The 19625-nt window shown below is 35.5% G+C and carries 26 protein-coding genes; 1 reads left to right on the top strand and 25 read right to left on the bottom strand.

All coding sequences use genetic code 11. The features are described from left to right. Positions 1-12: 12 nt before the first annotated feature. Both EUBELI_RS10760 and EUBELI_RS10765 read right to left on the bottom strand, forming a co-directional pair. The gene (locus EUBELI_RS10760; protein WP_041688901.1) at positions 13-825 is read right to left on the bottom strand and encodes a prolipoprotein diacylglyceryl transferase; all 813 of its coding nucleotides are present in this window, start codon (positions 823-825) and stop codon (positions 13-15) included. A gap of 37 nt (positions 826-862) precedes the next feature. Further along, entirely contained in the window at positions 863-1543 is a 681-nt protein-coding gene (locus EUBELI_RS10765; protein WP_012740365.1) for a YkgJ family cysteine cluster protein, read from the bottom strand. Between the two features lie 189 nt (positions 1544-1732). Here EUBELI_RS10765 and EUBELI_RS10770 point away from each other — a divergent pair, with 189 nt between their 5' ends. Beyond that, positions 1733-2740, top strand: a complete 1008-nt coding sequence (locus EUBELI_RS10770) for a sugar kinase (RefSeq protein ID WP_012740366.1) — start codon at positions 1733-1735, stop codon at positions 2738-2740. Between the two features lie 68 nt (positions 2741-2808). On the opposite strand, the gene EUBELI_RS10775 is transcribed toward EUBELI_RS10770, so the two are convergent. The 23 genes from EUBELI_RS10775 to EUBELI_RS10880 all read right to left on the bottom strand — a co-directional run bounded on the left by EUBELI_RS10775 (position 2809) and on the right by EUBELI_RS10880 (position 19581). Beyond that, positions 2809-4065, bottom strand: a complete 1257-nt coding sequence (locus tag EUBELI_RS10775) for a sensor histidine kinase (RefSeq protein WP_012740367.1) — start codon at positions 4063-4065, stop codon at positions 2809-2811. Continuing rightward, a complete protein-coding gene (locus tag EUBELI_RS10780; protein WP_012740368.1) occupies positions 4065-4787 on the bottom strand; it encodes a LytR/AlgR family response regulator transcription factor in 723 nt (240 codons plus the stop codon). The genes EUBELI_RS10775 and EUBELI_RS10780 overlap by 1 nt, the downstream gene beginning before the upstream one ends. A gap of 4 nt (positions 4788-4791) precedes the next feature. After that, positions 4792-5355 carry an accessory gene regulator B family protein gene (locus EUBELI_RS10785; RefSeq protein WP_012740369.1) on the bottom strand — a complete coding sequence of 188 codons (564 nt, stop codon included), beginning with the start codon at positions 5353-5355 and terminating at the stop codon, positions 4792-4794. Positions 5356-5365: 10 nt separating this feature from the next. Then, on the bottom strand, positions 5366-6007 hold the full coding sequence (locus tag EUBELI_RS10790; protein WP_041688902.1) for an ATP-binding cassette domain-containing protein: 642 nt from the start codon (positions 6005-6007) through the stop codon (positions 5366-5368). Positions 6008-6022: 15 nt separating this feature from the next. Then, positions 6023-6850 carry a hypothetical protein gene (locus EUBELI_RS10795; RefSeq protein ID WP_012740371.1) on the bottom strand — a complete coding sequence of 276 codons (828 nt, stop codon included), beginning with the start codon at positions 6848-6850 and terminating at the stop codon, positions 6023-6025. Between the two features lie 6 nt (positions 6851-6856). Next, positions 6857-7627: a hypothetical protein gene (locus EUBELI_RS10800; protein WP_012740372.1), complete on the bottom strand. Its 771-nt coding sequence runs from the start codon at positions 7625-7627 to the stop codon at positions 6857-6859. A gap of 16 nt (positions 7628-7643) precedes the next feature. Further along, positions 7644-8204: a hypothetical protein gene (locus EUBELI_RS10805; RefSeq protein ID WP_012740373.1), complete on the bottom strand. Its 561-nt coding sequence runs from the start codon at positions 8202-8204 to the stop codon at positions 7644-7646. A 9-nt stretch (positions 8205-8213) separates the two neighbouring features. Next, the gene (locus EUBELI_RS10810; protein ID WP_012740374.1) at positions 8214-9029 is read right to left on the bottom strand and encodes an ABC transporter permease; all 816 of its coding nucleotides are present in this window, start codon (positions 9027-9029) and stop codon (positions 8214-8216) included. Beyond that, the gene (locus tag EUBELI_RS10815; protein ID WP_148231384.1) at positions 9026-9718 is read right to left on the bottom strand and encodes a hypothetical protein; all 693 of its coding nucleotides are present in this window, start codon (positions 9716-9718) and stop codon (positions 9026-9028) included. Before EUBELI_RS10815 ends, EUBELI_RS10810 begins: the two co-directional genes overlap by 4 nt. 301 nt (positions 9719-10019) lie before the next feature. Next, positions 10020-10244 (bottom strand): cyclic lactone autoinducer peptide, encoded by a 225-nt coding sequence (locus EUBELI_RS10820; RefSeq protein WP_012740377.1) that lies wholly within the window; start codon positions 10242-10244, stop codon positions 10020-10022. Positions 10245-10517: 273 nt separating this feature from the next. After that, entirely contained in the window at positions 10518-11639 is a 1122-nt protein-coding gene (locus EUBELI_RS10825) for a 5-methyltetrahydropteroyltriglutamate--homocysteine S-methyltransferase (protein ID WP_012740378.1), read from the bottom strand. A gap of 93 nt (positions 11640-11732) precedes the next feature. After that, positions 11733-12959 carry an HD-GYP domain-containing protein gene (locus EUBELI_RS10830; protein WP_012740379.1) on the bottom strand — a complete coding sequence of 409 codons (1227 nt, stop codon included), beginning with the start codon at positions 12957-12959 and terminating at the stop codon, positions 11733-11735. 591 nt (positions 12960-13550) lie between these two features. Continuing rightward, complete coding sequence (locus EUBELI_RS10835) at positions 13551-14192, bottom strand: HAD family hydrolase (protein WP_012740380.1); 642 nt, start codon at positions 14190-14192, stop codon at positions 13551-13553. Between the two features lie 41 nt (positions 14193-14233). Further along, positions 14234-14836, bottom strand: coding sequence for an HD domain-containing protein (locus EUBELI_RS10840; protein WP_012740381.1), 603 nt, complete (start codon positions 14834-14836; stop codon positions 14234-14236). An 88-nt stretch (positions 14837-14924) separates the two neighbouring features. Beyond that, positions 14925-15836 carry an AraC family transcriptional regulator gene (locus EUBELI_RS10845; RefSeq protein ID WP_012740382.1) on the bottom strand — a complete coding sequence of 304 codons (912 nt, stop codon included), beginning with the start codon at positions 15834-15836 and terminating at the stop codon, positions 14925-14927. A gap of 73 nt (positions 15837-15909) precedes the next feature. Beyond that, complete coding sequence (locus EUBELI_RS10850) at positions 15910-16491, bottom strand: cyclophilin-like fold protein (protein WP_012740383.1); 582 nt, start codon at positions 16489-16491, stop codon at positions 15910-15912. 2 nt (positions 16492-16493) lie between these two features. Then, positions 16494-16826, bottom strand: a complete 333-nt coding sequence (locus tag EUBELI_RS10855; protein WP_012740384.1) for a flavodoxin family protein — start codon at positions 16824-16826, stop codon at positions 16494-16496. Between the two features lie 18 nt (positions 16827-16844). Then, positions 16845-17240, bottom strand: a complete 396-nt coding sequence (locus EUBELI_RS10860) for an arsenate reductase/protein-tyrosine-phosphatase family protein (protein ID WP_012740385.1) — start codon at positions 17238-17240, stop codon at positions 16845-16847. Then, positions 17233-17787 (bottom strand): DUF5714 domain-containing protein, encoded by a 555-nt coding sequence (locus EUBELI_RS10865; protein ID WP_012740386.1) that lies wholly within the window; start codon positions 17785-17787, stop codon positions 17233-17235. Before EUBELI_RS10865 ends, EUBELI_RS10860 begins: the two co-directional genes overlap by 8 nt. Positions 17788-17829: 42 nt before the next feature. Then, positions 17830-18102, bottom strand: a complete 273-nt coding sequence (locus tag EUBELI_RS10870; protein ID WP_012740387.1) for an ArsR/SmtB family transcription factor — start codon at positions 18100-18102, stop codon at positions 17830-17832. 166 nt (positions 18103-18268) lie between these two features. Further along, on the bottom strand, positions 18269-18595 hold the full coding sequence (locus EUBELI_RS14470) for a type II toxin-antitoxin system death-on-curing family toxin (protein ID WP_012740388.1): 327 nt from the start codon (positions 18593-18595) through the stop codon (positions 18269-18271). A 12-nt stretch (positions 18596-18607) separates the two neighbouring features. Then, complete coding sequence (gene rhuM, locus EUBELI_RS14735) at positions 18608-19069, bottom strand: RhuM family protein (protein ID WP_012740389.1); 462 nt, start codon at positions 19067-19069, stop codon at positions 18608-18610. Between the two features lie 62 nt (positions 19070-19131). Further along, positions 19132-19581, bottom strand: coding sequence for a flavodoxin family protein (locus EUBELI_RS10880; RefSeq protein WP_012740390.1), 450 nt, complete (start codon positions 19579-19581; stop codon positions 19132-19134). Positions 19582-19625: the final 44 nt, after the last annotated feature.

Here is a 19625-nt window from a genome sequence, read left to right on the forward strand (position 1 = left end):
ATATTAGTATTTCTATCTGTCCGCATTTTTCAACTTATGATTAACAGCCATCGCAACCACACCAAGTAACACAATGAAAAGAGAGATAAACTGCGATGTAGAGAATATTCCGACCTCACCTCTGTAATCGTTTCTTAAGAACTCAATTGCAAATCTTCCAAGTCCGTAAGTTATGCAATATAAGAATCCAATATTACCTGCTGCCATATGCTTTCCGGTAGTTTCCTTACCGTCAGCCTTGCGCTTCATAACAGCAGTATAAGAAAACTTAGCTGCTATTATCATAAGAAACGCCATATTAAGAAAATCTGCCCCCGATGATATAAGCTGTGTAGGAATCAGTTTAACTCCTGATGGTGCAAGTGAACCAGCCGGGAAAACAACTCCCCAGGCTGCGTCTGTCTGTCTTCCGTAACAGCAGCCTGCAAGGAAGCAGCCGATTCGTCCAAAGCCCTGTGCCAACGCAATCTCAGGCATTAACAGATCAAAGTACTCAAGGAATGATAACTTCTTAATCTTTACATATATAAGGTTACACAGCACACCTGCAATAAGTCCGCCATAGACAACGAATCCCGATGAGCCAAGCACGCACATAGGATCTTTTATAAAATCCTTAAAGCTCACTATTATATACAACAGCTTTGCTCCAAGAAATCCTGAAATTCCCGCAATTATCGCAATATCAATAAGAGCCTCTTCTTTCATCCCCATCTTCTTAGCCCTGTACTCACCAACAAGCAGTGCCAGCACAAAACCTATACCAATCATCAATCCATAACCATGAATTACGAACTTTCCTATATGAAATAAATCTGTCTTCATAAAATCAATCTTCCTTTCTGTCACCTGTGAACCAATCCTACATCAGTCCCAGCTTTTCCTTAGCCATCGCAAGTCTTCTGTCAAATTCTGCATAAAATGCCTTATCATCAGCGCATCCGGCATATGTCGTCATATAGAACACTCTTAGGTTAAATGTATTAAGAATCTTCACATTATTCTCTGAAAGTCCCGGCAGCGCCGCCTGAAGCAGCTTCACATACTCATGCCATCTGACAATATAAGAATCATACTCCGCAAGTCCCTCAATGCCAAGCCATTTTTTCAGTTTAATCTTCGAAAGATTATCCTTATTACACTCGCCCTTCTGCACAATATATTTAAAATGTGTCTCATCCTCCCAGTATCTTCCAAGTGGGAACATTCTGCATATTCCCGGTCTTATCGTATGTATATTGCACAGATTATCTTCACGAAGAAAAGCACATCTTCCGTCTGATTTCTGCATTTTTAAATTAGGCATAATAATACCATCCACAACATTTAACTCAAGCTCGTTCATCGTAAGCTGTTCAAATGTTTTCCCTAATCCGGTTGTGAGCTTGTAACAGTCATATGGGTCAATCACAATCGTACTTCCCATATTCTGGCAGCATACAGTCTGACAGCCCTTACACGAGTTAGTATCAACGCGCACAAGGTCATTCTCAGTATACAGCTTACCATCCGATATATCTTCTAATGAAACATTTCTTAACATTATTCAATCCTTTCAAATGTGTACAAAAGATTATAAATCTTCACGCACATATTTACTTCACATGTAACTATAGTAAAAAATATGTATCAAATCAAGAACATTTTACTCCCATTTTTCGCCAGAATGTGCTAAAATACATTCTTGTATATTTATTTTAGGAAATCTGATATTGAGAAAGGATTAAGAAAAATGAAAGATAAGATTGTTACATTTGGTGAAATTATGCTTCGTCTCTCTCCTGAGAACAACGCAAGATTTACTCAGTGCAATGCATTTGAGGCTGTTTATGGAGGTGGAGAAGCCAATACTGCTGTGTCCCTTGCTAACTTTGATGTTGATGCTAATTATGTAACAAAGCTTCCAAAACATATAATCGGACAGGCTGCAATCAACTCACTCCGTCAGTACGGCGTAGGCGTAGACCATATCGTGCGTGGCGGCGACCAGATTGGTATCTACTTCCTTGAGAAGAAGACAAGCCAGCGTCCAACTAACGTTATCTATAACAGAGCAGGTTCTGCATTTGCGCTTGCTACTGCTGATGACTTTAATTGGGACGAAATATTTGACGGTGCAACATGGTTCCATTTTTCAGGAATCACACCTGCAATCTCTGATGAGATGACTAATATCTGTATCACAGCCTGCCAGAAGGCTAAGGAAAAAGGCATGACTGTAAGCTGTGACTTAAACTACAGAAGCAAGCTCTGGTCAAGCGAAAAGGCATGTGAGGCAATGTCTCGTATATGCCAGTATGTTGATGTATGTATCGCTAACGAAGATGACGCTATCGGTATCTTCTCTATGAATCCTGCCGATGCTAATGGCGAGGAGAAAAATGCTTACATTGCCAAGGAACTTATGAAGAAATTCCCATTCAAGATGGTTGCTTCAGTATGGAGAACAGAAACTTCTATCACAACATTTAAGCTCCAGTCAATGATTTACACAGAAGGCAAGGCTTACTACAGCAAGGAATTCTTCATGCACATTCTTGACTACATCGGTGCCGGAGATGCTTACTGCGCTGGTCTTATCTACAGCCTTATCAACAACTTTGACCCTCAGAAGGCAGTTGAATTCTCTAACGCTGCAAGCTGCTTAAAGCACACTGTAAGTGGAGATTACAACTTAGTTACAGTTGACGAAGTTATGAAGCTCGCTTTCTCTGACGCTGGTAACGAAGTTCAGAGATAATTTTATTATTCATATAAAAAACTTAAAGGCAGTTAATCTCTCATATAAGGATTAACTGCCTTTTAAAATTATAAATATAACAATACTACTACCTTGAATCTGTTCGACTCATGCTCTGTCATCATATATCCACTGTATTTTTCTGTTATCTTCTTCACATTAGAAAGACCAAAGCCATGTCCCTGACCTTTATGACTTATAAATCTTTCTCCATCTTTATTAACATTACCTGCAAATGTATTAACAACTTCTATTCTTAGCAGACCTTCTATGTATTCTAACACAGCTTCTATCTGTAATTCTTGTCCTGCTTCTCCACTCACATTTTCCATTGCATTATCAAGAAGATTTCCTAAAATTACATTCATATCAAAGCTACTGATTTCAAGGTCTGTAGGAATTTTCAATATAACAGAAAAGTTAACATTATTCATTTCCTGCTTAATTTTCTGAGCATAATAATTAAGTATGCCATCAAATACTGAATTCCCTGTCGAAGCAACTTTCTCTATATTATCCATGCTGTCAGACATTTCATCAAGATATCTTATAATATCAGTATCCGTATTCTTGTCAGCAAGCGAATATATTTCTCTTATGTGATGCTTCATATCATGCCGTAAAGCTTGTACCTGCCTGTCCTGTTCCACATTAGCCCTGAGTTCTGATTCATATATTGCAATCTGCTCTCTTAGCAGAACATTATCTTGCATAAAAATATATCTATCCAGCATCGATGTGTAAAAATAATATAGTATAAGATTTACCGCTATCATAACTATAATAACTGTTAATGCTGTCACTCTTGAAATTTCATTATCATTAAGCAGCACATATGCAACACATATACTCATGAGAACAATCAATAATAAAAACGCCCATTGTCCTGAGAATTCTTCCCTATTTCTCTTCCTGTATATATTTCTCAATATGACTACAAATGCATAAAACATTACCACTGACAGGAATGAACTAAACAATACATAATTACTGCTGCTAGGTGCCTCCATCAATGCAAATCCGGCAAGCATATCCATCGCGCAGCTCACCCCAAAGCACATCACGGTATGCAAAATTTTCTTTTTCAGAGTGCCTTCATGTACTGCGGCAATAATAAACATTCCTATAATAGTAGATATAATATTTATCAGGCTATTATGAAATCCAAGATAACAGCCTGTAGTAATAATATATGAGACTGCACCTGCAATAACCTTCTTATACAAATGCACTTTTTCAAAAAATATCTGAAAATACTCTATTATTAATATTACCCTTACCAATTCCATAACAACAGATATTAATATATCCTGTATTGAATCCATTACTTTCCTCCATATATTCTGAACTGTGCCATATTCCTACTGAATGTCTCCCTGTATGCCTTACTGATATTAATATTTTCACCATTACTCATAACAATATATTCTATATGAAATTCACTTACATGATTAATATTGACAATATATGACTTACCAACCGGTACAAAAAAAGCAGGTAAATCATTAATAATATCTGATAATTTACCTACATATTCATCCATTCCATCTGATTTAATTATCTGCACATGCTTTCTGTCACTTTGAAAATAACATATATCATTAAACCGAATTCCTATCTGATCACCTCTCTTTTTAAAGAAAAACATGTCCGAATTTTTCATATACATATCCATTAAATCGTCAAGAATTTTATATAGTCTGTCCTTGTTAAACGGTTTTTCAAGGAATTCATATGGATGAATTTTAAATAGCTGCATAGCATAATCGATTGCAGATGACATATAAATAATATTCATATATTTATCTTTTATATGTTCTCTTATATATACTCCAGCTTCAATCCCATCAATGCCTGGCATTCTAATATCTAGAAATAAAATATCTATATCAACTTTATTCTTCAGTTCCTTTATAAATGTATCTGAGGAATCCCATATATATATCTGACATTTGTAATTATGCCATCTCATATAATCATGTATTGCCATCTCAAGCCAAGAACATGTTGACATTTCATCATCACATATTCCAATCCGGTACTCCATAAGGTTATCTCCGTTCGTCTATTTTATTACTAATATAACCCATAATACATAAAATGGCAACCAATTCTACAGAGTTAAATATCACAAACGAATAGTCGTACCTATGTGCAACCATTAATATAGTAAATATTAACATATCTATAAGTAACATCATTCTGGTTCTGTTTTTAAAATGCATTTTGGCAGCAGTATCCAATGGATTATTTCTATTTTCCACTGGTGCTAATAATATAATAATAAATGCACTTATAAACATTCCTAATATTTGCCACATTGTCCAAATATTAACATATTTAAGAAGAAGCAATTCTAAAGCATATATAACAGTAGACATTACCGCACATGATATTCTACTCCGGGTATGATATCCTCCTGCATATTGTCTCAACGGCATAAGTGTAACCAGAAATATCATTGCACGCCAAAAACACCCTGCAAATATTGCAAGCATAACTGCAACAATTATCTCAATAATTACTGTTTTTAACATATCAAGTCCAAACACTATAACAGATTCTTCTATATCATTTTTACTATTGTTATTTTTTATAAATTCCAGTGTTTTCATTTGCCTTCATTCACGCTTTCTCTTTGGCAACAATCCTGCCCTCGTAAATCTCAATTATCTCATCAGACAGCATTTCAAGTTCTTCCTTATCATGACAGGCAATTATTATAAGTGCTCCTCTCTTTTTCTGCTCCTCAAGTATCTCATGAACCTGCTTTGCTCCTGCTTCATCAAGCGCATTTATTGGCTCATCAAGTATAATAATGTCTGGATTCTCCATATAGGCTGCAGCAATTCCTAGTTTCTGCTTCATTCCCAGTGAATATTTCCTGTATGTTCTTTTATCGTCAGGATCAAGTCCTACCTGACGGATTACTTTCTTTATATGTTCATCATCAACACGGTTCTGGATTGATGCAAGAACCTTAAGATTCTTAAATCCCGTATAATTACCTATGAATGCCGGATTCTCAATCAGCACTCCAACACTTTCCGGAAATGTCATATCCTTTCCAAGAATCTTTCCATCTATCTCAACAGTTCCTTCTGTCGCAGATATAAGACCGCATATAACTCTCATAAGCATTGTTTTTCCTGAGCCATTCTTTCCTTTAAATCCATACACTCTGCCACTTGTAAGTTCAAGATTAATATTATCAAGTACCTTTGCTTTCTTTATAACCTTTGACACATTTGTAAGCTTTATTACCATAACTACATCCTCCAATCACAATATATCTTTTTTGCAGAAACGGATTCCACCTGACACAACCCCAGTTATTCCCGTCACAATTCCTGCCGCAATACTTTTCCATACATCCAGTCCATCCTGTAAACAAAGGCTGCTTCTTAATATCATGCTCCAGTTTCCCCAAAGCAACACACTGTTTGAAAATACTGACATTGCATCTATTGATAGTACAACTGCCAGACCTATTACTGGCGATAAGTATTGTGATATTGCTGCCTGAAATAAGGTTATTCCAATTGACACCAGTATAGGAACTGTAAATATATATATAATCATACCATCTTCAACTATATATGTATTATTAAGTTCCAAAACCATACTTAATAAATCCATATGTAACTCCCCACTTAACCGATAATTAATTAACGCAACTACAGCACTCACAACAAACAATAGTGTATATACCCCAATAACTAAACATATCATACTTAAGCATTTACTCAACCACCATGCCAATTTGCTTTTAGTTCTTAATATTATAGCTTTACCGATACCATTTTGGTCATACTGTATATAATCAAGCGTCACTAATCCACATAAAAACTGAATTGACATCCATGGAAATGGTATCTTTATATCTTTTATTTTTTCAGGAATAACATGCTCACATCCAGATAACATGTAAAATACATTATCAAGAAAATTCATATTTCCCGCTTCCGGAATTTTTTTATTAATTGAATCTGCTATATTGGTGGGAATCAGCATAAGTAATGTAATCATTATGAGAACTATAATATATCTGTATCTTTGCTGATATATTGCTCTTTTTATATCCTGACTAAATATTTTTATAAAATTCATACCCAGTTACCTCTTCCCCAAATATTCCCTAAAACCTGACATATATACTCCAATCAAAAATAATATTGCATCAGCAAAAAAAGCTATCAGTACTTTTAGTATACAATCCTCCATACTATAGAAATTGACAAATTCTAATTCAAATAATCCGCAGCTTCCCATATATGCTATAAAATCCAGTCCGCATATAATAATCCCAATAAGAATTGCTACTCTCGTGCTTCCAGTTATATAATTAAACAATAGTGAAATATTTATTGTTATATTTGTAATAAATGTTTTTATCACCACAATAAACAAATACATCTGAAACTGGGTAACTGCCATCTGAAAAGGCCATTTATTATGTATAACCATTCTGTAATACATGCTTCCTTCAAGCATCCATTTATCATATGTTCCAAAATAAGCTATACCAGAACCTATGGAAGCTACATATATCAACAAGACACATTCTAATGAATACAACAATCCTCCAATACTCTGGTAAATCCATATTCTTCGCTTGCTGCCATATCTTATAACCACATTCTGATTATTATCTCTAAGTGCCAATCTTATATAAAATATAACGCTTATCAGTTCCAGCATCGGAAACACAAACCGTCCCATAAGCACAAATATTGCATCTTTTGCACAGCCCCCTACAATATATTTGGTATTATATCTTGCAAAAAATGGAAGACACATTGCTATAGCCGTTAATACTATAATAATTTTGTAGATTAAAGCTTTTTTGCTTTCATTTCTATAAATGTAATATCTTAAAAATTTCATATACCCTCTTATATATCTAATTAATCTGCGTATAAACTATTGGATTCTGACTCCATATCATAAAATAATTCCAGTTATCCGCATTATCATATTCATATTCTGGAATCTGGACTTTTGCAATATTAAAAGGAAATATCATATCATATTCTTTACCATCTTCATAATTTCCCTTTGCCGGATTTGCATCTTTAATAAAAGCTGAAAGATATGAATCTATCTGATTATCCCATGCATTATCAGCATACAATATAAAATCTGTCCACCACTCCTTATTCATCAGTTCTCTCTCTGTTATCCTTAACGTTATGTATACCAGAACAACCTTTCCATCTATCTGTAAAGTTTTTTTATATTCTTCCAACTGTTCTGGATCTGTCACATAATCATTTAACTGTTCCATATCAAGGACTTCATATCTGTTAAATTTTACAGCATATCCTTCTGCCTCATACCATTCATCAGATGAGAGCTGTGTAGCTCTCATAATTTTACTGTATTTAATATTGACAATACTAATAACACATATAAACATAAAAATAATACAGCCCGCTAAGATATATATTCCTCTTTTTTTCATTCTATCCCCCTAAAGTTCATCTGTCTTTCTCCTACGAATAAAATATGAACAAATTATTGTTATCAGAAGAGCTGCTATTTCCATCAAAAACATAGGAACCGAATCACCTGTCAGCTGTATAAGATATGAACAGGCAAGCATAGGATTCTTTGCTCCAACCAGCGGCATAACTACTTCTTCAAAAAAATATAACGTAAATGCTGATACAATAACCATAACTCCATTACCTAATAAATATGCAAAAGTATATGATAAGCAGCCTATTATGCTGAATAAAACAGATTCACTAATCATAATTAACACAGACACCAATAACGGTAATTTATAAAACAGACTTCCTAATATACAGTTAGCACCTGCCACATATTGCAATCCAGGAAATGGTTCACCTGCCGGTAAGAGTGTGGCCGTTATCAGAAAGGAGATTAACAAGGTGTACATTACCACACTAAATCCTACAATAAACTGTGTTACAAGCTTACTGAAAAAATACTTTTTCTTATCTGTCCTGACAATTATATTATAAATATATCTGGAATCCACATCCGAATATATGCTCATAGAATATGGAATACATATAATCAGTGGAAATATAAAATGCAGTAATTTTGATGCTGTACTAAAGTTATTTAGCTCCATCCACTGATTATATAAATTAGGTACCGGATATCCCCATGTATTAGCATAAACCTCCATTGCTATCCTTGTTGGAACTACAATTTTAAAAATATCATACAAAACAATGACTGAACATACCAAAAGGGTTATGTACATCCATTTATTCTTAAAAGCCCTATTCAACTCAATTTTTAATAATACTTTCATTCAATCACTCCGTCTGTTTCTATTAAAAAATATGGCATTTTGACAGCCTTGCTTTCGCCCATTGCACATGCCTGTACTGCAATGTTATTATTCTGAAGGATATCTTCCTTGACACAATAGCATGTTGTTATAACTGCCTCTTCATCTTTTTTTAGACTAATACTCCCTTTTACTGCTGTTGTATTTTCAATCACATGTCCCCTTGGCTCACATTTGCCTACAAATCCATTATCATCATAAACACCAAGCATAAAATTCTGTGGAGAAAAATAACTTTCTTCTTCCGAATCACGCATGTTAATAACCAAATATTTTACAGTTACATAATATGTGTCATCTATAAAACTTCCACTGGCATCTTTCTGTTCTTCCTCTTTATAAAAATCAATATCTATTCCCTCTGGTTTTGCCTTCGAAATACTATATTCAATATATCTATATTTATAATGTGACTTAAATGTCTTAAATTCCCTATAATAATCCCCTTCATCTCCCGGATTAAGCAGTATCATCTTATCTATGGAATAAGCCTCATATGTATATTGCTCATTCGTTTTAGATTCGTTTATTCCGTTCAAAGGATCCTCTTTTGAACTGTTGAATAGTTTTATTCTTCCCAGCTTAACTGCAAAAATAACCGCAATTAAAATAACAACAACTGTTGCTACTGATACCACTTTATTTTTCATATCACTATAAATCATCAGGCAGACATTATTCTGCCTGATGTCCTCTCTATTTAATATCCACCATAATTATCTGGGCTCCATGCAAAATATGTTTCCATATAATACTGTGAACCCGGTTCTACTTTCACAGCAGCATAATTATATCCACTTTCTTTAACATAATTCTTGAGATACTGAGTTTTTCCAGGGCTCACGCCATATGTAAATAATTGAAAATCCTCATAGTAATTTCTACTACCGTCTCTATCGCTTGCCACCAATGTGAAATTAGTATCACCACCATATGAAGAGCTGATATTCCTTACATATCCGGAAGAATAATCAGCCTTATATCTCCCATCCGTATAATCTTCTGTCCTACCATTGTAATCTTCAAGTGTTGCTGTATAATATGTATCTTTACTTCTGCACTCATCTTTGGCTGGTAAGTAATAATCGGGCATGCAACATTTGCATAGTGCACTGCCACCTTGACTGACAGCTTCTGTAACTTACCTGCCATCACCTGCTTAACATCTTTTGTCATAGTGGTTTCCTCCTTCCAAGTAATTTATTTGTATGTTCATAATACCTATTTTTTATTCTTTTTCCCAATAACGGTATAATTTGTCGGGTTAGCGCCATAATTGGATTGTTTTTCATATATAATAATTTTTTATTTATAACTATCAAAATATGTCATATTTTAAAATTTATCCGTTATAACTTATAAAAAAAGATTGAAGACCATACCCACACCTGTGTACATCTCCAATCCTTTTTATTTAATCCTATTATATACGAATCATTTCTCCAGAAATTATCCCCACACTTCTTCTGCAATTTCTTTCACAAGCTTTAACTTAGCCCACTGTTCTTCCTCAGTAAGCTTATTTCCAATCTCGCATGAAGCAAATCCACACTGTGGGCTTAAATACAGTCTGTCAAGCGGAACATATTTTGCTGCCTCATGAATTCTGTTAATAACAAGTTCCTTGTTTTCAAGCGCTGGTGTCTTAGTTGTAACAAGTCCAAGAACAACCTTCTTGTCCCCGGATACCTTCGCTAGTGGTGCAAATCCGCCTGAACGCTCATCATCATATTCAAGATAATATGCATTAACATTTTCCTCACCAAAAAGCAGATCAGCAACGCTGTCGTATGCACCTGAGCTGAAGAATGTTGAATGATAGTTACCTCTGCACACATGTGTGTTGATAAGAAGGTCTTCTGGTGCTGCAGCTACAACCTCGTTGTTTAACTTAAGCATAAGCTTCTTGTACTCTTCAAGAGCCTCACCGCTTCTGCCTGTAAGCGCAACAGCAAGCTTTGGATTAACCATTCCGCCCCATACGCAGTCATCAAACTGGAGATTTCTACAGCCTGCTGCATATATTTCAGCAACAAATTCATTGTAAGCCTTAATTACATCTTCTGCAAATGCTTCCTCTGTTCCATAGTATGCAAGTGTATCTGCTAAAAGCTCTGCGCCTGTAAAATATGCATAGAACTGTCCCGGTGAAGGAATTGTCTGCTTCGCAACAGTGTTCTCGTCCTCTAATGCCTTAACGAACTTAAAATGTTCAACAAACGGATGGTTCTTTACTGATATTTTCCCAACCATATATGTATCATCAATCATTGCTGCTTCTGCGTCAAATGTTGTATTACCATCAACTGTCTTTCTATGCTCAACGCCATTGAAGCCCCACATGAAATCAAGATGCCATGTAGACCTTCTGAACTCTCCATCAGTAATAACATGATAACCAAGTTCCTTAACCTTTGCTACAAGCTCTCTTATGCAGTCGTCTTCAACTGCTATAAGCTCTGCCTTGTTAATCTTTCCGCTCTCATAATCAGCTCTTGCCTTCTTTAATCTCTCTGGTCTTAAAAAGCTTCCCACATAATCATATCTGAAAGGTGTATGTAATTTACTCATATGTATCCTCCTGTTATAAATCAATTGTGAGGATAATTGTATCAGATGTGATTTGATATTTATAATACATTTTAATTGTGGTTAGCCATAGTTTTAAGCTATGATTCGTGCTGTGCCAAAACACTTATCAACATCTGCAGCAATATCCGCATCAATCCAGCCTTTATCAGCCATATCAGTAAGAATAGCACATGCTTTTTCATGCGACATGCCATTTTTGTAAGGACGGCTCTCAGTTAATGCCTGATAAATGTCTACACATGCCATCATTCTCTCCTGAGTATTCAGCTCTGACGCTGTTTTTCCAAAAGGATAGCCTGTGCCATCAAGCCTCTCATGGTGAAATGCCGCCCAATCACGAATCTCTTCAAAGTCCTCAATTCCTGATAATATGTAATACGAATATGCAGCGTGGTGCTTCATGTCCTGAAACTCCTCGTCTGTCAACTTTCCTGGTTTTTCCAGAATTTCATTGCCTATAGCCACTTTGCCAATGTCATGCAATGCCCCTGCAAGATACATTTTTTCAACAGTTTCTTCATCAAAGCCCATGTATCGTGCAAGTTTTTCAGCACAATCAGCAACACCAATTGAATGAGTACTTGTAAATGGAGATTTGTAATCAACTATGTTTGCAAAGAAATTAGCAACCGCCTTTATCTGTCCCAAGCTTAATTCCTGCATTATTCTTGGAACTTTATCCCACAGCATTTTATCCAGATTATCATCGTCAATCATAAGAAAATCCTGCTCTGAAAATGCTTTGTAAAATGCTTTTACACATTCCTTATCAAACATTGTGCCTTCTGTCTTTTGAAAAAAATGCTGTACTTTTTCCCATGTCTCTGCTGTTAGCCGCCTGCTTATGCAGGCTATATCCAAAAGGTCGCACAAATGAATTATCCTTGCAAACAGAGGAACTTCCGTCCATTTCTTTCCAAAAGGCCCGCTGCCATCAGCATTTTCATGATGATACAAAATAACGTCGGTCACATTGGTATGGAACGGAAGGCTCTGGATATTCCTTTCACCTAAAGAACAGTGCGCTCCTAGCTGCTGTATCTTATTAGTAACAGTAATCTGGGAAATATCATTATGAAGTTCTTCCTGAATATACTGTGTTAATGCATTATCATGAAGCAGCGCACACACCGCCAGATCCTGCAGGCTCTCGCCCGCAACGCCCATCTTGCCGGCTATGCTCACACTCATGTAAGCGACTCTTTTTGCATGATTATTAGTTACATGAACAAGCTCTGCCTCCACACAATCCAGTGCGTAGGAACAGGCTGCCATCAATCCCAAAACATCTAACTTCATAACATTTTCCTGCTTTCTGACTATTTATAATTTCCTGAAACCTCCAGATAGATTCCCCCGGAAATTCAGGTCCTCTTATCGGACCATTCGATTGTATCTCCTTATATTCTCTTACTTCTACCGCTGTTGGTATTTTCTTTGCCATACATTTTCTCTCTGATTTTGTATATTATGTCTTTTAAATTCACTTTAAAATTCTTTTGAATCCATTTCATATGGAGCTTTGATAAAACAATTATATCATAATACCTATCAATAGTCGCATTTTTAAAAGACTTATAGGATAAAAACAGCGTATAACTATAATGATAGTCGAAAACAAACCTATAAATTGGAAATATTAATATACTTTATAGGAATTTTCATTAAAAATATCATGTAACATAAGAAAAAAAGTGAAAATATGCCTATAAAGGAATTATTATTTTTTAATTAATAGGAAATCACAAGAATCTCAATATGATATTCTCATATAAACTTGAATTGAGATTTCACCTATTCTAAGGGAACAAGGGTGCAGGAAATCCGGTGGGTGTCCGCTTTGCACCGACCGTAACAAATCAACTGCCAGAGTCATTTTCGCCCGGTCTTTCATCGCCAATACAATTTCTCTGAAGTGATAGCAGATAACAAATCGGCAGGTCTTTCTAAAAAATAATCTGCTTTTATGTGCTTATTATGACTGCCCCATACTGCCAAAGCAAAATCAATTCCTGCATTTTCCGCACATTTACTGTCATATTTGCTGTCTCCGATATAAAGCACTTTACTATGGTCTGCTTTTGATAATTCCACATATTTCAAAATCGGTGCGGCATTAGGTTTATGTTCCTGTGTATCATCTGCACATATGATTGTTTTGAAATAATGACTGATACCAAATGGACAAAAATCATGTGCAAATTCTTTCCTTGTCTTTGATGTGACAATCCCCATTTCATAATCCAGACTAAGAAGATTTTTCAACAATTCAATGATTCCGTCAAATACCTTAATGGTATTTGTATAGTTACGCATATTTTTATCCCATAATTCTATTGCATAGGAAGTGTCTTTTATCTCAAGTTTTTTCAAAGCGTCTGTTCCTGTAATCCCTAACGCAAATCTTAGTTCAGAGCATGGTATCTCTCTCCCGGACAATCCCTTTATAGTTTCCTGTAAAGAATGTAATACAGCATATTCCGTATCAATCAGAGTACCATCAATATCAAAAATAATATGCTTATACTTCATGCTGCCACCTTTCCCTGTCTGTATCAAAATAATGTATCACCCTAACGAAAACTGTTTTCCACAATACCAGGAAGCAGAGAATAGATAGAACAGCCAATCTGATTTTCAAATTGTTCTTTAATCTCTAAAATCCTTTTCCATCTGTCTATTGTCGCCGGGTGAACACCGTACCGTATTGTCACATCTACAAATCTCTTTTCCAAAAGACAGAACCCCGTTGGCATAGCCAATGCGTCACATAACTGTACAAGACGATCATAATCATCATATATCGCATTTGCAACAAATTCTTTCATAAACAGGTAATCCTCATAACTGACATCAAACTCACCTATAGATGTGTCAATATCCTGTATCATAAATGCGTGTGATATACATATCTGTGCAACTTTTTCCCATCCGCGTTCCATACAGTACCGATAGCCGTCTATCAGATGCCTTTCCGAACTCACTCCGGCATAACGTCCAATATCATGTAACAACCCGAAAATATATGCCTGTTCAGAAGATAAATCTTTACAGTGTGATGCGATGTTTTTACAGGCTTCGGCTACAAACCGGGAATGGTCTGCCCATGCTCCTGGATTGGATTCTGACGCTTCCTTTAATGCCAGTTCTGCGGTCTGAATATTCAGTTTTTCCACCTTGCACTCACCTCCTGTAAATTATATATTTTCTTTATAGGTCTCATTATAATGCAGAAATCACAGAAAAAATATTTCTTTTCTGCAATTATTTATCACTATTCTGCCATTTTTTTCGATATTCTATAGGTGAACAATGTGCGTATTCCCTAAAAACCTTTCCAAAATAACTGCTGCTCCCTAAACCGCACTCATGACTGATAACGGTAACAGGTTCCTGCCCCTTTGCCAGCATCTGACAGGCAATTTGTAAACGGTAAGTTGTTATATACTCTACGGGTGTCATGTGCAGACAGTCATGGAACACTCTGTAACATTCCCTTTCGCTTAAATATGCTGCCGCAGCAAGTTCCGAAATAGATAATTTTTCTCTGTAATGTTCATGAATGTATATCATCATCAGCTTTATTTTATCGTTGCTTTTGTTATGTTCCCCTTTCTTTTCGCGCATAGAACGAGAAAGTTCAAAAAGCATAAGCCATATTTCCGTTAGAGCTTCCCGTAGTTTTATTTCATATCCAAATTCATCACTGGATATACGAAATGAAGCAGCAAGCAGTTTCAAAATCCTTTCTTCTTCTGCATTGCCTGGAAAAAGCGGAATTACCTCAATCTGCGGGACTGTTATAATAGGTGTAATATATTTTTGTTCAATCCTGCTTCCCTGTTCTCCGGCAAGTAATGAAACGTCGAAAATATGAAGTAGCTGTATATTCTTTTCTTTCTGCGATATTGCTTTTGTCATATGGAGTACATTGGAATTTATCATGCCGCCGCTTCCAGCCGGAAACAATATTTTTCCTCCTGACGTATCATATTCAATGCTGCCGCTTTCCATATAAAAAAGTTCCACTGTCCTGTGCCAGTGCCACGGTACATAACCCCCTATATACTTGTCAAGTTCTGCCCTCGTAGCGATATAGGGAAAATCTTTTTCAAAACCGGGAAGCAATTCTTCCCTGCTTCCAGTATAAAATTCAATGCTATGGATATTTTTCATGTCTGTTCACCTGCACATCTAGGAGTTTCTATCTGCTTTATGGATTAAATATACTGGAATAGTTCGGTAATTGTCAATCAATCAAAACAGTTTGATCTGGAAGATTATAAAATGATGTTGCTATTTTCAAAGTGATATCCCCATTTGACAAAAGTTCTGTCACATCATCTTCTGGAATATTCATTTTCCCCAGTCTGGTATATGCCCATGAATTGGATCCATAAAACACTACTATTTTGTCTCCACTGTATAGAACTATATCTCCGCTATGAGTAGTTATCTGCTCATCATTTTTTGTATAACTTTTTCCCAGAGAACCAACCTGCTCATTGTCGCTATACATAGACATCTGCACTACGACATCTCCTTTGCGAGCTTCTTCCATGAGTTCTTGTACAGTCTGATTATCTTCCCATATAACTGGGATTTCAGTATCATTAAAATATAACTTCATATATTCTTTCTCATCATCAATCGCCGATTTGTCTGTAATTTCTGTTTTCTCTAATTCTCCAGCTGAAATTTGAGATTCAGTACTATTGTCTATTATTCCTTCGGATATATCATTTTCAGACGAAACACTTCTTTTTTCTCTACATCCTGCAAGCCCAGTTAAAACTAACACACAAAGACTCAGTAATAGTACTCTTTTCATACTTATAATTCCTTTCCAAGTTCATATGCTTTCTTCATCGCATCCACATGATCAGCAGCTGTATTTGCAGCATCAATTCCACCGCCACCAACCATGCCTTTCAAGGAAGCCTTTTCAAAACAGTCTACCCAGCCTTGCAGACCATTGTAGGCTTTTTCAAATGTACTTTCATCATTCTCAGCGGCAGTTGCAATCATATAAATATCTCTGAATGAATAATCTGTCGAATATAAAGGATTCAATCTATCAAGAAGTGTTTTCATCTGGCCGCACATCTCATAGTAATAAATTGGTGTTGCATAGACAATGACCTCCGCAGCCTTTACCTTTGCCATAATTTTGTATTCTGTTCACTATGTTAATTCTTCTTTCAGTTTTATAATATACTCTTCAATCTTTTTAATTGTAGTTATAAATTCATCATCACTCTTTCCCGTTGGATCTTCAAGCCCCCAATTATCATCAAATGCTCTTCCAATAAATGGGCATCCTACATTACATCCCATAGAAATAGCAATATCAGGTTTTGGAATATCTGAAATTAGTTTAGAATACTGAGTCTGCTCCATATCAATGCCATACATATCTTTCATAATGCGCACTGCATCCTGATTAATTGATGGTTTTGTTTCTGTTCCAGCGGAATAACTTTCAAATACATCTGATGCCAAATATTTTCCGAGAGCCTCCGCAATCTGACTTCTACATGAATTATGAACACATATAAATGCTATTTTCTTTTTACTCATAATATGGACACCTTTCCCTTATACACTGTTCATTCCTCTTAGAATACTCACACCGCATATGTTCATATTCCAAAACAACATCATAATTACTATTTATATAATCGACACCATTCTTAAACGCAATCATTGCATCTCTTTTGCAACATCTTGGACCATTTATCTTTCCTAATTCCCCAATTGCCTTTGAAGTAAACTGCATATGATTTCCCCATGTACCATCTGTTGATAGTGGACCTGTCCCATCAATAATTGATAATGCTGCCCCCATTGAAGTAATTGCACCACATATTCCCCATAATCCACACATTGCCCCAGGCATTCTCAGACCTTCTGACATTAGTTTTTCAAGAGCATTTTCAATATCAATGTTTCCTCCAGCATTTTTATATGCTACAAGCAAACTTGCTCCATCTAATATATGATGTTCAGGACCATGCATACTAACATATTCTTTCTGTGCAATTTTCTTAAAAATTTGAATTGGATTCGTTCCTTTTTCTAATTTAATATCTTTAATTATAAGTTCTGCTTTATCCTGTATCGTCATTGTAATCTCCTTAAATTTATTTCAGCAAACTTTTTCCCTGCATTAAACACAGGTAAGGCATTCTATAAAATGCTTGTAATTCATCAGTGTTTCACAGTTCAAAGAATAATGATGCCATTTTCCTTCTTTTCGATCATTCACAAGACCACATGCTGTAAGTATTTTCATATGATGTGATAGTGTAGGCTGTGTAATTTCAAACTTTTCTAATATCTTACAGCCACATTTCTCGCCATCGGACAGTATCTGAACTATCTCCAACCTGTTTGTATCTCCAAGTGCTTTGCAAATCAATGCAACTTTTTCAGCATTCATAATTATTCACCTCACATAGATGTTTGTCTATGTTATATCATATACATAGATATATGTCAATGTATTGATACTCAAAAAGGCTACACATTACTGCATAGCCTAATTTCTATTATCTTTACAAATTTCTATTTACCAATTTCATTAAATAATAAAATTCACGAACTAACTACATTGTCAAAAAATTCATTACAAGATTCACCATTATATCTTTTTCTTCCGGTATTGACTCTGCAATCATAAGCGTAATCGCAACCAATGCTCCATCACTGATTATCTTACTATCATCTCTATACAAGGCATTATTCCGAGCAAGAAATTCCAAAAATAAAGATGCTGCAATTCGCTTACATCCATCTGCATATGGATGATCCTTAATCATAAAATATAATAAATTAGCAGCCTTTTCCTCTAATGACGGATATACGTCTCCACCAAACACACTCTGATAAACTGCTGCCAAAATACCCTCAACTTTACCATTTTCTTTCTCCACACCAAATACATCCTATTTAAATGAATCCTCCATGTGTGAAACCATTTTTTTACATTCCTCATATGTTATTTTATATATAGGTCTGTTTCCCACAAGTTTTTTAAGAGATTGATGATCATATTGGTCCAAAAGCATTAATGCATCTGTATACGAGGTAACAGCCTTTAAAATTTCTGACTCTTCAACCTCCAATGTGCACGCAAGCATCTTTGTTTGAATATCAACGGTTCTTTCAAGCGCTTGCAATCGTTTTCCATTAATAGCATAGCCTTGAATCACATATTGCTTTAACACAGAATTAGCCCATCTACGAAATGCGATGCCGCGTTTTGAATTAACACGATATCCCACAGATAATATCATATCAAGATTATATATCTTGGGTTTTCTTCCTCCAGAACTTTTGTCGTAAAAACCGACAGAAGTCCCATCTAATTCTCCTGAAGAAAGAATATTGGAAATATGCTCACTCACTGTAGCATGTTTAACATCAAATAATTAATCGCATCTTCAACAGTCATACATGTAACACACTCCTACAAATTCCGGTTTTTACACAACCCTTTAAAAAAAGCCTTTGCATTATCCAGATCATTCTTATCCGGATGTCCTTTTGATATACCTCCTATAAGCTTGAATGGTCCAAATGTGTCATATCCCTTACAAGAAAATTCTCCCACAATTCTTCCCTGCTTTTCTTTTATAATTCCCTTTATTGAATCAAATACCGGCTTTCCTCCATAAGTGCATATAAGAAAAACATCCATATCCTCTGGAAGATTTACTTCAGCAAAGTTGATTACGGCCTGGTGCATCTTACCAAAATAAATACCAGAAGCAAATCCTATGAGATCATACCCTGATAAATCCTTTTCAGTAATCTTAGCTGCATCAATAATATCAACCCCATATTCATCTGCTATGACATCAACAATTTTCTTGGTATTATTGTGATGAACCGATGCATATATAATAACTGTTTTCATATCTGCTTCACTCCATTATTTCACTACTTTTCATGCTTAATTCA

The organism is [Eubacterium] eligens ATCC 27750 (genome assembly GCF_000146185.1).
Lineage (GTDB): Bacteria > Bacillota > Clostridia > Lachnospirales > Lachnospiraceae > Lachnospira > Lachnospira eligens.

Excerpts from the sequence above, each read along its gene's own strand:
- EUBELI_RS10860 (WP_012740385.1), bottom strand. The coding sequence starts at position 17,240 with ATGAGTAAAAAGAAAATAGCATTTATATGTGTTCATAATTCATGTAGA.
- EUBELI_RS10760 (WP_041688901.1), bottom strand. The coding sequence starts at position 825 with ATGAAGACAGATTTATTTCATATAGGAAAGTTCGTAATTCATGGTTAT.
- EUBELI_RS10880 (WP_012740390.1), bottom strand. The coding sequence starts at position 19,581 with ATGAAAACAGTTATTATATATGCATCGGTTCATCACAATAATACCAAG.
- EUBELI_RS10780 (WP_012740368.1), bottom strand. The coding sequence starts at position 4,787 with ATGGAGTACCGGATTGGAATATGTGATGATGAAATGTCAACATGTTCT.
- EUBELI_RS10800 (WP_012740372.1), bottom strand. The coding sequence starts at position 7,627 with ATGAAATTTTTAAGATATTACATTTATAGAAATGAAAGCAAAAAAGCT.
- EUBELI_RS10765 (WP_012740365.1), bottom strand. The coding sequence starts at position 1,543 with ATGTTAAGAAATGTTTCATTAGAAGATATATCGGATGGTAAGCTGTAT.
- EUBELI_RS10775 (WP_012740367.1), bottom strand. The coding sequence starts at position 4,065 with ATGGATTCAATACAGGATATATTAATATCTGTTGTTATGGAATTGGTA.
- EUBELI_RS10865 (WP_012740386.1), bottom strand. The coding sequence starts at position 17,787 with ATGACGATACAGGATAAAGCAGAACTTATAATTAAAGATATTAAATTA.
- EUBELI_RS10770 (WP_012740366.1), top strand. The coding sequence starts at position 1,733 with ATGAAAGATAAGATTGTTACATTTGGTGAAATTATGCTTCGTCTCTCT.
- EUBELI_RS10820 (WP_012740377.1), bottom strand. The coding sequence starts at position 10,244 with ATGACAAAAGATGTTAAGCAGGTGATGGCAGGTAAGTTACAGAAGCTG.
- EUBELI_RS10785 (WP_012740369.1), bottom strand. The coding sequence starts at position 5,355 with ATGAAAACACTGGAATTTATAAAAAATAACAATAGTAAAAATGATATA.
- EUBELI_RS10870 (WP_012740387.1), bottom strand. The coding sequence starts at position 18,102 with ATGAATGCTGAAAAAGTTGCATTGATTTGCAAAGCACTTGGAGATACA.
- EUBELI_RS10835 (WP_012740380.1), bottom strand. The coding sequence starts at position 14,192 with ATGAAGTATAAGCATATTATTTTTGATATTGATGGTACTCTGATTGAT.
- EUBELI_RS10805 (WP_012740373.1), bottom strand. The coding sequence starts at position 8,204 with ATGAAAAAAAGAGGAATATATATCTTAGCGGGCTGTATTATTTTTATG.
- EUBELI_RS10815 (WP_148231384.1), bottom strand. The coding sequence starts at position 9,718 with ATGAAAAATAAAGTGGTATCAGTAGCAACAGTTGTTGTTATTTTAATT.
- EUBELI_RS10795 (WP_012740371.1), bottom strand. The coding sequence starts at position 6,850 with ATGAATTTTATAAAAATATTTAGTCAGGATATAAAAAGAGCAATATAT.
- EUBELI_RS10825 (WP_012740378.1), bottom strand. The coding sequence starts at position 11,639 with ATGAGTAAATTACATACACCTTTCAGATATGATTATGTGGGAAGCTTT.
- EUBELI_RS10855 (WP_012740384.1), bottom strand. The coding sequence starts at position 16,826 with ATGGCAAAGGTAAAGGCTGCGGAGGTCATTGTCTATGCAACACCAATT.
- EUBELI_RS10790 (WP_041688902.1), bottom strand. The coding sequence starts at position 6,007 with ATGGTAATAAAGCTTACAAATGTGTCAAAGGTTATAAAGAAAGCAAAG.
- EUBELI_RS10850 (WP_012740383.1), bottom strand. The coding sequence starts at position 16,491 with ATGAAAAGAGTACTATTACTGAGTCTTTGTGTGTTAGTTTTAACTGGG.
- EUBELI_RS10830 (WP_012740379.1), bottom strand. The coding sequence starts at position 12,959 with ATGAAGTTAGATGTTTTGGGATTGATGGCAGCCTGTTCCTACGCACTG.
- EUBELI_RS10810 (WP_012740374.1), bottom strand. The coding sequence starts at position 9,029 with ATGAAAGTATTATTAAAAATTGAGTTGAATAGGGCTTTTAAGAATAAA.
- EUBELI_RS10845 (WP_012740382.1), bottom strand. The coding sequence starts at position 15,836 with ATGAAAAATATCCATAGCATTGAATTTTATACTGGAAGCAGGGAAGAA.